Origin of the sequence: Microcoleus sp. D2_18a_D3 (assembly GCF_036702455.1) — a bacterium.
GTDB lineage: Bacteria > Cyanobacteriota > Cyanobacteriia > Cyanobacteriales > Microcoleaceae > Microcoleus.
Window position 1 is genome coordinate 1761 of the sequence record NZ_JAUBTK010000134.1, and the last position, 9636, is coordinate 11396.

A 9636-nucleotide genomic window follows, 5' to 3' on the forward strand; every position below is an offset into this window, starting at 1 on the left:
AAACAGGCAAGATGCCTGTTCCACTAACTAAACAGGCAAGATGCCTGTTCCACACACTAAACAGGCAAGATGCCTGTTCCACACACTAAACAGGTTTCTTGTGGGGAGTAAGGGTTGGGCGGGACGCCCGCCCATCAAAAGCTGATTAACAATCCAAGATGTGAGTTAGGCTAAGGCTGCTACGGAAACTTTACCGGCAATGCGACCCGCGATCGCCCGCAACTCCCTAGCCGAAGCAGAACCCGGTTGTCCCACCACGATCGGCACCCCCGAATCGCCACCTTCCCGCAACGGAATTTCCAGCGGAATGCGGCCTAACAGCGGCACTCCCAACTCAGCAGCAGTCTTTTCCCCGCCACCGGAACCGAAAATATCGTATTGCTTATCGGGCATATCCGGCGGCACAAAATAGCTCATGTTTTCCACAATTCCCAACACCGACACTCCCAACTGCTGGAACATCTTTAACCCCTTGCGAGAGTCCAACAAAGCCACAGTCTGTGGCGTCGTCACGATCACCACACCGGCCATCGGCACCGCCTGCGCCATTGTCAACTGCGCGTCTCCAGTACCCGGAGGCATATCGACAATCAAATAGTCTAAATCGCCCCAATTTACCTGATAGAGGAACTGCCGGATGATCCCGTTCAACATCGGGCCGCGCCAAATCACGGGTTGGTCTTTGTCAATTAAAAACGCCATCGACACCAATTTGACGCCGTAATTAAAAGCGGGTTCGAGGCTTTCCCCGCTTTTTCCGTCCCTAACCATCACTTTCGCGTCCCCCAGACCCAACATTGTCGGGTCGTTGGGCCCATAGATATCCGCATCCAGCAAACCAACCTTAGCGCCGGTTTGCGCCAGCGCTACTGCCACATTTACCGCCACCGTGCTTTTGCCGACGCCACCTTTACCGCTGGAAATTGCGATAATATTTTTCACTCCTTCAATGCCTTGGCGATCGACCACTCCCTTTTGCTGCGGCGTCTCGGCTGTCACCTCCACCGCCACTTTTTCGACTCCTGGCAACTGTTTGACCGCTTTTTGGCAATCTTCGACAATAAATTCTCGCAGCGGGCAAGCAGGCGTTGTCAGCACTAAAGTAAAACTGACGACACCGCCGTCAATTTTTATGTTACGAATCATGTTCAATTCCACCAAACTCTTTTGCAGTTCGGGGTCTTGCACAGGTCGCAGGATTTCTAAGACTGAACTAACATCGAGTGTATTGGGCATTGTGTTCTCCACCATAGCTCTGCAATTGGGTTTGCGAATTTTCGATCGCAGGTTTAAGTATATTTTTATTGCTATTTTTTAATGTAACTTCATAGCGATCATTTGCAGACCTGCGGTGGCATAATTACATGACGACTGGATTTGGGATTCATCGCCCATCTAAAACTCAAATCTGACAACAGAAAATTTTATGACAGTTTCTACAACACTTAAAACCGCCACTTCCCCGTTTTTGCCACCCGCTGACTCTAGAGCTAGAGTCAGCCAATTTATGAAAACCCTACAAGACGAGATTTGTCAATCCCTCGAACAGCTCGATGGCGTTGGCAAATTTAAGGAGGACTCTTGGGAACGATCCGAAGGTGGCGGCGGACGTTCTCGCGTCATGCGCGAAGGCGATGTGTTTGAACAAGGGGGAGTCAATTTTTCCCAAGTGTGGGGCGAAAGTTTGCCAGCTTTGATTCTGGCAAAGCACCCAGAAGCAGCAGGTCACGATTTCTATGCAACGGGCACTTCGATGGTGCTGCACCCCCGCAATCCCTACTTGCCTACGGTTCACCTGAATTACCGCTATTTTGAGGCTGGGCCGATTTGGTGGTTTGGCGGCGGTGTGGATTTGACTCCTTATTACCCGTTGGCTGAGGATGCAGCTCATTTTCACAAAACTCTGAAAGCAGCTTGCGATCGCCACCATCCCGGATATTATCCGACATTTAAACTTTGGTGCGACGAATATTTTTACCTCCCCCACCGCCAAGAAACCCGCGGCGTGGGCGGCCTCTTTTTTGACTACCAAAGCGCTCAAGGCGCGCTTTACCGCGACCATCATGTCAAAGGCAAGGCCGCTGAGTGCAGCAACAACATCGGCGCGCCGGAACCTAGGACTTGGGAGTCGCTGTTCGCCTTCGTACAGGACTGCGGCCGGGCATTTTTGCCGGCTTACACCCCAATTGTTGAAAAGCACCGATCGAAAGAATACGGCGAGCGCGAGCGTAATTTCCAACTTTACCGCCGCGGCCGTTACGTTGAATTTAACTTAGTGTACGATCGAGGCACGACCTTTGGCTTGCAAACCAACGGACGCACCGAATCGATTCTCATGTCCCTGCCGCCTTTGGTACGCTGGGAATATTGTTACGAGCCAGAACCCAACTCTCCCGAAGCCGAACTCTACTCCAAGTTCTTAAAACCGCAAGATTGGGCGAATTGGATGCCTCAGCAGTCACCGACCTGAGTTAAACTACTGGGAAAGTAACCACCGCGATAGATAATAAATTTGAGGGAAGGGTCAGTGATTCATATTGATCAAAAAACCCACACGCTTCAAGACGGTACAACAGTTATCGTCTTAGCACCGACGGGACGGTTGGACATCACTACAGCTTGGCAATTCCGCCTCAAGTTGCAAGAGTGTATTTCCAAACTCAGCCGCCATGTCGTAGTGAATCTTGGTCAGGTTAACTTTATCGATAGTTCTGGCCTGACCTCACTTGTAGCAGGTATGCGGGATGCGGATAAAGTTAAGGGAAGTTTCCGCATTTGCAATGTTCATCCAGAAGCCAAACTGGTGTTTGAAGTCACCATGATGGATTCTGTGTTTGAAATCTTTGAAACGGAAGAAGAAGCTCTAGAGGGGGTGCCGCGCGCAAGTTGAGCGCTCCTGCTGGCATCGGTTGCAGTGTCGCGGGTAATTTAAGCTTGAGACTCAGAAGCGCGCAGAAACCCAGCAGAAGAACAGGAAGCAGGTAAATTTTTGCCGGCTTCCTTCTGCCTTCTTACTTTCTTGAAAGGTTGAGACGTTCACCAAAACACTCTCAGTAGAAGAATAGGTCAAGGTAAAGTCTTGCCTTCTCTCCTAGATAACTAAATCTTTCTTCCTTCTTTCTTGTTGCTTTTTGGTTCAACGCAATATCTCAGACTTCCTTCTTTCTTGTTGCTTTTTGGTTCAACCCAATATCTCAGAAGCAAAATCCTGACGCTTGACAAATCTAAAAGGGCCCATTAATGCTCCCCAGATAGCCTTGCCTGTCGTGGGGCTTATTCCTTTGTCGTAGCTGAGAAACTCCTCGCCTGCGGCTTCAAAGCCCAAGTCTACTTGGTAATTTTGCCCCCCGTAGGCAAAGCCGCAGCGAGTGCCCTCCGGCAAGGATGCCCGAAAGCGATAGCCATTTGAGGCTAAATTTTCCACCGCCACCGAGAGGGTGCAGCCGGGGAGGAGTTGGATTTGCTCGTTCGTTAGCTTTCCAAGCAAGTCGGGGTTGCAACCGGCTCCTTTGACGGCTGCGATATCCTTGAACATATAATACTGAGCTTCGATAAGTCCTGGCGCTATCTGTGAGTGCCTCAGTTGCACGATGCGGGGGCGGTATGGCTTGTCTAATTCCAGAATGTTGGCTTGTTCGGCAAACAGGGCAATGCTGGGTTCGGAAAATAAAGCAACTGGCAGGGGTCTTTGCCACATACGAAGGTGGACGTACCAAGCCGGGTCTGCTAGCGCTTGTTCCCGGTTGTCAAATTCGCCCGCCATGTACTGGGCTAAAGCTCTTAATTCAGGAGAAATTGTCATGTTTGTTTGATTTTTCAGGATGAGGGCTTGACAGAAAAAAGTTATTGTGATATGTCTTGCGAGAGCTGGGCTGGGCAAGTCAGAAGATTAGAGTTATGAGCGATCCCAGCTAAGCTATGATTGTAAAGATACTGGGGTTTTTCCCTCCTATTGCGACATATTAATGGTTGCTGCCGATCGCGCGTAAAATTTTTTTGATAAAATTTTGTCTCGCAATCCGGCGGCAACGCTTAAAAAACTGGCACTTTTTGTCAGACCGGTCGCAGAATTGACTCCCCGACTTTACTCACGCCGCGCTGGCACGCCCGCTACGGCAAAATTATTTATCTATAAGACTCAGGTGAACAATAACCGTACTGTTTCAGATACTAAGCGAAGTTTCTATACGATTCACACTCGACCGATCAACTCAATTTACCGTCGAGTGGTGGAAGAGTTGATGGTAGAAATGCACTTGCTTTCGGCGAATGCCGATTTTCAATACGACCCGATTTATGCTTTGGGTGTAGTGACAGCTTTCGATCGATTCATGCTTGGGTACGCCCCAGAAGCAGACAGAGTTTCGATTTTTAACGCTTTGTGCAAGTCCCTAGAAGACGATCCAGAGCGCTACAAGCAAGACGCTCAGCGATTGGAAAGCTTGGCGGATAGACTTTCCGGGCAAGAGTTGCTCTCGTGGATCGATCGCTCGACTAGCTTTGAAGATACAGCGGATTTGCAAGCGTCTTTAGGGGCGATCGCCAGCAACCCTCAATTTAAGTACAGTCGCTTGTTCGCGATCGGTTTGTTCTCGCTATTAGAAAAAGCTGACCCTAACTTGGTAAAAGACCAAGACACGCGAAACGATGCGATCGCCAAAGTCAGTGCGGCCTTGCACCTGCCAGAAGACAAAGTTAGCAAAGATTTAGATTTGTACCGCAGCAATTTGGAAAAAATGGCCCAAGCGCGAATAGTGCTTCAAGATGTCATCCAAGCGGAACGGAAAAAACGCGAAAAGCGAGAGACAAAAGTTACCGCTGGCCCTTCGGCTGAGTCTTCTGACAGCAGCAATTAATCGTTTGAAGGAAGAAGGAAGTTCGGCAACGGATTTTATAACGGATGTAACGGATATCAGGAACAAGGAAGGGAGTTTTTTATTTTTTACCTAAAATAAAAAACTCTTAAATTTTAATTTTTTTTCTTGAATTCAGGCTTCGGCCTTGTGCCTTCAGATGTTGGTTGCTCAAAAAATAAAAATCCCGCTTTCTGAATTGAGCGGGATCGACTTAACCATAAATAGAGCTGTTGGGGTGGTACTAAGGCTGTGGCTCAAAATTAGTGGCGTTAGCTTGCAGCCAAGTGCTTAGCTGTGAAAGAACTTCGTTTCCAGAAGACTTGCCCAAAGCTGTGGGGTTTGGGGTGTCGGGCCTGTCCAAGTTGCGGGCGATCGCTGCGTTGACTTCTTTGGAAATCAAATCGTGAAGTTGCTCTTTAGCCCTAGCCCTTTGAAAGTGAGCTCCCTCTTCCGTCGTAGCGTACAGAGGTGGCAGCCTATTTAAAGCATAAGCTGCAATATCTCCCACATCCAGACTTAGGTCGCTCGTCGCCTCAATTTCCGCTACCCTAGCGATCGCATCGCTGAGTACCAACTCTTCCATCACGTTGATAAACTGTTTGCGTGGCAGAACCACAACTTCGCCAGTCAACAAAGAGCCCATCAGACGATCGAGAGCCATGTACTCTTCGATCGACAATTCCGAAGCCGTATTGCAGATCCGTCCCACCTCAGCTTCCATAGACGGCGTTAAATAGCCATCCTGCAAAGCCTGTTCAACAATTTTTTCAATACTCATATATGCGTCCCCGCTCAACGGCATCATCAATAAAGTTTTGTGAAGACGCGATTGTTAGCGTCTTGAGATTCAAGTTTTGAGAGTTGAGTTGAGAAATTTTATATAAATCCTAACTCAATACTGATAACCCATCACAGTTATCTGCACACCCCAGCCACAAACTTACCCCATAATTGACTGCTTTATCCGTCAAAACCTGTAAAAACTCCTACTCAACTCCCTGAAGCCGCCAAGGTACAGGATCGACCGACTGCCCATGCACGTAAAGTCCCCAGTGCAGGTGAGGGCCTGTGGAAGCCCCCGTTGACCCCAGAGTACCAATTACTTGGCCGGCTTTCACGAAATCGCCTTCCTTGACATCAATCCGGCTGAGGTGCATCAAAATACTTGCTAGTCCTTGACCGTGGTCGATACCAACGACGTTCCCGTGGATTTTGAACCCTTGGGATTCGCGTCCCACTAGAGATACCCGACCTGCTGCTGGTGCGACTACAGGAGAACCGTAAGCACCCGCGTAATCGACGCCGCGGTGGTAGTAGTCTTGAGCAAATACCCCATTATAGTATCGCCGAACTCCGTAAATAGTGGTAATTTCGCCGGAGTTGGGGCGCAACAATTTGCCGTCCCAAAATTTTTCGGGTGTCACGAGTGCTTTAAATGCGTCTACGCGATCGAATTCAGCATCTGTACCTTCGCTGTCTTTCCCAGGCGGTAGCCAGATGGATTGAGTGGGAAAATTTCGATCGCGCACTTGCACGCTCAACTTCTGCACTTGTCCGTCACCTGCGACTTGAAGAAGGCGGGCACCGGGTTTCTCTAGCGGCGTCGTCGGTAGCAGGGCCCGAAAGCGACCGTTGCCGATGGGAAACGCGGGGTAGTTTTTTTGCTGTAGAGAAACTGTTGGAGTTTCCCCGCCGTTACCGTCAACCTGAATCATTACTGACAGCGTATCTCCCAGTTGGGGATTTGTCGGCGTCACAACTACCTGCAAAGCTTGCACTGGCAGGGCAAAACTCAGAAAGCCAGCAACCATTCCCCCGATCGAAGTGGCGGTTAGCTTGTTTACTTTCAACTGCTGCCACCGCAAAATCAGACCCGTCACTATTTCCGCACTTACCCCGCAGTTGTCTCGATTCACAGTCATTACCATCACTAGCTGTCCTTAACCTTTCTCTCGCTGATATATTTTTAACTATCTAGAGTGACAACTCCTACACCAACACAAGCTGTCACCATTGGTGTAGGCATCTGGGCGACTCCTGCTATTGCATAGGACATTAACTGAGCGTTAAGAACGGGTTGCCCCACCGCTCTATTTTTAATTACTATTGCTGCATTATGATCGCGGTCTAGACTACACCCACAACAAGGGCAATCATGCCAACGAATATGCAGCTTTTTTGGTACTTTCTCGCCGCCGCAATTAGAACAAACTTGTGAAGTATTATGGGCGCTTACTGGGACAACCAACAAACCAGCATTTACGGCTTTGTTTGTCAGTATCGACAGAAAACTTGACCACCCAGCGTCCAACACAGATTTAGCCAACCTTGTACGAGCTAGACCTTTGACGTTTAAATCCTCGTGTGCGATTACGTCATATTTTGATAGCAGCCAATTAGCTGTCTTGAAGTGGAAATCCTTTCTCTTATCCGCAACCTTCTTGTGTTGTCTGCCCAGTTGCTTCATAGCTTTAAGCCTACTATTGCTCCCCTTTTTGCGACGTGACACTCGCTTTTGAATAGTTCGTAAGCGTTTTTGCTGTTTACGGTAATATTGGGGCGGGGCGACTGTTTCGCCCTCAGAGGTTGTCAAAAACTCCTTCATTCCTACATCAATACCTGTTATCGAACGAGGATTAAAGTCTGGCTTAATCTCTGGAACTGTCTTGTCTTTTAGGGAGAGCGTAAGGTAGTAACCGTCAGCTTTCTTAGTGACAGATGCGGTTTTGATTTTGAACCCATCAGGGATAGGGCGATGCCAGACAACTTTAACTTTCCCAAACCTCGGTAAGTTAATTAAGTTGCCCTCTAAGCATCCCTCTTTCATTTGTGGATACGTAAAGGTGCGATAGTGGCTGCGAGCTTTAAAGCGAGGTTTACCGCTGCGTTTCCCGCTGCTATCACCTTTTAAGAAACGGTCAAATGTTATCTTAACTCGCTTAACTACATCTTGAAGGATTTGCGAATATATTTCGGCATACCAAGGATGCGTTTTCTTGAGTTTAGGTAACGTTTTCTTTTGCGAGTAATAATCAGGATTGTCTCGCAGTTTAGGTAAGTGGCAAACTAGCTGACACGCATTGATGGGAGAACGATTTTGTTCGTACCAATTAAATCTATCAGCCAACAGGTAATTGTACTGGGCGCATAGCATGGATAGCCATCTGTCTAGCTCAATGACCTGCTGTTTTGTTGGACGTAGTTTGTACTGGTAAGCCGTTCTCATTAAGTGGCCAATATTGAATCGCAGTCGGTACGCATCAATTAGTATTACTGTACCAAAACACGTTATTTAGTGTCAAGTACATGAGTAAAGATTTTATCCATAAAGCTAGAGGGGTTTCCTACCTCAAGTGTCATTTAGTGTTGACCACCAAGTATCGGCGGAAAGTGCTGAAAGATTTTATGCTGATAAGACGTGAGGAGATTTTTAAGAATATAATGGGAAAGTGGGAAGGAAGATTGGTAGAATTTAATGGTGAATGCGACCACGTACATTTACTACTTCAGTACACTCCGCTTTCCTGAGCCAAGCAAACTTATAAACAACCTCAAGACTCTATCTAGTCGGTATTTGCGGAAAGAGTTGGCGGCTGAAGTTGAAAACACCTACTGGAAAGATGTTTTTTGGACGAATGGATATTTTATTGTTTCTGGTGGCGGTGTAACTGTGGAACAATTAAAAAAGTATATTGAACGACAAAATAGACCAGTTGAATAAAGAGTTTGTTTGTCTCGTCATCCACCCGCCCACCGCTCAAAACATAGTTTTGAATTGGTTGACGGGTGGAATCCACAGCGAAACGCGACGAGTCCTCCCACACTAATCGAAGCGATATAGTGTGGGGATTCCCGTCTGTTTAGCTAACTTAAATAAATACTTAACAACACTCAAAAATTTGGCGAGACGATCGTACTTTCGCACAAATCCCGTTGCCTTCCTCAAGTCGAAGATTTACAATACTTCGGACAGTTTCATTGCCCACGTATAGGTAGCTAGAAACCCGGTTTCTACGAGTTTTGCGACGAGTCACGATAAATCTACGAAGAAACCGGGTTTCTGAGGTCGGCGTGCGTCCGCCCCCGCTTGCGTTTTTATGTCGTAGCATCAAACCCTTGATGGTTCTACCGAACCTAGTATGTAAAACTAACTAGCAAAATGCCAATGTAAGAAGCTCCTAAGAATAAAGTTGTCAAAATTTCTAAACCCATAGCCTTTTCTTTTGATGAGCTTTAATTTGTTATTAATTCCTTCCACAACTCCTTGAGTAGTCCTCCGATAAAAATACGCAATAATTTCTCCAATCCACCTAATAATTGTCCCACAGCTTTTGGGGGAAACGGAAATTGCATCTTTTAACCAATCACTTAAACTAAATAATCCTTCTACCCAATCTTTTGGGGCTTCAAAAATTTGTCTAAACTCTTCTTTCATTTGATGCATTTTTTGTGTAGGAGCAACTTTTTTGAGTGATTCTAACTGCTCTTTTTCGAGGTCAGTGAGATCCTCTTCATTTTTTAGTAAGACATATTTACTTTTTTTTATTCCGGAGAGTAGTCGATCTTTTTCCGAGTTATTTTTTAAGGCAACGGCTGCTTTCTTAATCTTTTTTCTAGCTCCATCTAATTCTTCATTTACTTGCTTCATAACATGAAATCTATCGGCCACAACTTCTGCTTGTGGCATTAAAGCTTCTGAGACATTTTTAGGTTCTTCCTTACTTGGTATGCTAAATCAATAGCTAAATCAGTCAAAAAAATTGAAAAAATATGTCAAAAT

The 9636-nt window shown here is 46.9% G+C and carries 8 protein-coding genes and 2 pseudogenes; 4 read left to right on the plus strand and 6 right to left on the minus strand.

All coding sequences use genetic code 11. The features are described 5' to 3' along the window. Positions 1-165: 165 nt before the first annotated feature. Positions 166-1236, minus strand: a complete 1071-nt coding sequence (locus tag QUB06_RS32655) for an Mrp/NBP35 family ATP-binding protein (protein ID WP_006631390.1) — start codon at positions 1234-1236, stop codon at positions 166-168. 190 nt (positions 1237-1426) lie between these two features. On the opposite strand from QUB06_RS32655, the gene hemF reads away from it, so the two are divergent. Together hemF and QUB06_RS32665 are read left to right on the plus strand one after the other, a co-directional pair. Then, a complete protein-coding gene (gene hemF / locus QUB06_RS32660) occupies positions 1427-2470 on the plus strand; it encodes an oxygen-dependent coproporphyrinogen oxidase (protein WP_333438804.1) in 1044 nt (347 codons plus the stop codon). Between the two features lie 57 nt (positions 2471-2527). Beyond that, entirely contained in the window at positions 2528-2890 is a 363-nt protein-coding gene (locus tag QUB06_RS32665; protein ID WP_006631392.1) for an STAS domain-containing protein, read from the plus strand. Between the two features lie 291 nt (positions 2891-3181). Here QUB06_RS32665 and QUB06_RS32670 read toward each other — a convergent pair whose 3' ends face one another. Further along, a complete protein-coding gene (locus tag QUB06_RS32670) occupies positions 3182-3802 on the minus strand; it encodes a chromophore lyase CpcT/CpeT (protein WP_333438805.1) in 621 nt (206 codons plus the stop codon). 340 nt (positions 3803-4142) lie between these two features. On the opposite strand from QUB06_RS32670, the gene psb29 reads away from it, so the two are divergent. Further along, positions 4143-4856 (plus strand): photosystem II biogenesis protein Psp29, encoded by a 714-nt coding sequence (gene psb29 / locus QUB06_RS32675; protein ID WP_333438808.1) that lies wholly within the window; start codon positions 4143-4145, stop codon positions 4854-4856. A gap of 241 nt (positions 4857-5097) precedes the next feature. On the opposite strand, the gene QUB06_RS32680 is transcribed toward psb29, so the two are convergent. The 3 genes from QUB06_RS32680 to QUB06_RS32690 all read right to left on the minus strand — a co-directional run bounded on the left by QUB06_RS32680 (position 5098) and on the right by QUB06_RS32690 (position 8082). Then, a complete protein-coding gene (locus QUB06_RS32680; protein WP_006631395.1) occupies positions 5098-5634 on the minus strand; it encodes a late competence development ComFB family protein in 537 nt (178 codons plus the stop codon). 208 nt (positions 5635-5842) lie between these two features. Further along, positions 5843-6784 carry a M23 family metallopeptidase gene (locus tag QUB06_RS32685; protein WP_333438806.1) on the minus strand — a complete coding sequence of 314 codons (942 nt, stop codon included), beginning with the start codon at positions 6782-6784 and terminating at the stop codon, positions 5843-5845. A 38-nt stretch (positions 6785-6822) separates the two neighbouring features. After that, positions 6823-8082 (minus strand): transposase, encoded by a 1260-nt coding sequence (locus QUB06_RS32690; RefSeq protein ID WP_333438807.1) that lies wholly within the window; start codon positions 8080-8082, stop codon positions 6823-6825. Positions 8083-8162: 80 nt separating this feature from the next. Between QUB06_RS32690 and tnpA the strand changes: the two are divergent. After that, positions 8163-8577, plus strand: a pseudogene (gene tnpA / locus QUB06_RS32695) (IS200/IS605 family transposase). A 426-nt stretch (positions 8578-9003) separates the two neighbouring features. Here the strand turns inward: tnpA and QUB06_RS32700 are convergent. Further along, positions 9004-9564: pseudogene (locus tag QUB06_RS32700) on the minus strand (ISL3 family transposase); the annotation flags it as partial. Positions 9565-9636: the final 72 nt, after the last annotated feature.

Excerpts from the sequence above, each read along its gene's own strand:
- QUB06_RS32690 (WP_333438807.1), bottom strand. The coding sequence starts at position 8,082 with ATGAGAACGGCTTACCAGTACAAACTACGTCCAACAAAACAGCAGGTC.
- QUB06_RS32670 (WP_333438805.1), bottom strand. The coding sequence starts at position 3,802 with ATGACAATTTCTCCTGAATTAAGAGCTTTAGCCCAGTACATGGCGGGC.
- QUB06_RS32680 (WP_006631395.1), bottom strand. The coding sequence starts at position 5,634 with ATGAGTATTGAAAAAATTGTTGAACAGGCTTTGCAGGATGGCTATTTA.
- hemF (WP_333438804.1), top strand. The coding sequence starts at position 1,427 with ATGACAGTTTCTACAACACTTAAAACCGCCACTTCCCCGTTTTTGCCA.
- QUB06_RS32655 (WP_006631390.1), bottom strand. The coding sequence starts at position 1,236 with ATGCCCAATACACTCGATGTTAGTTCAGTCTTAGAAATCCTGCGACCT.
- QUB06_RS32685 (WP_333438806.1), bottom strand. The coding sequence starts at position 6,784 with ATGGTAATGACTGTGAATCGAGACAACTGCGGGGTAAGTGCGGAAATA.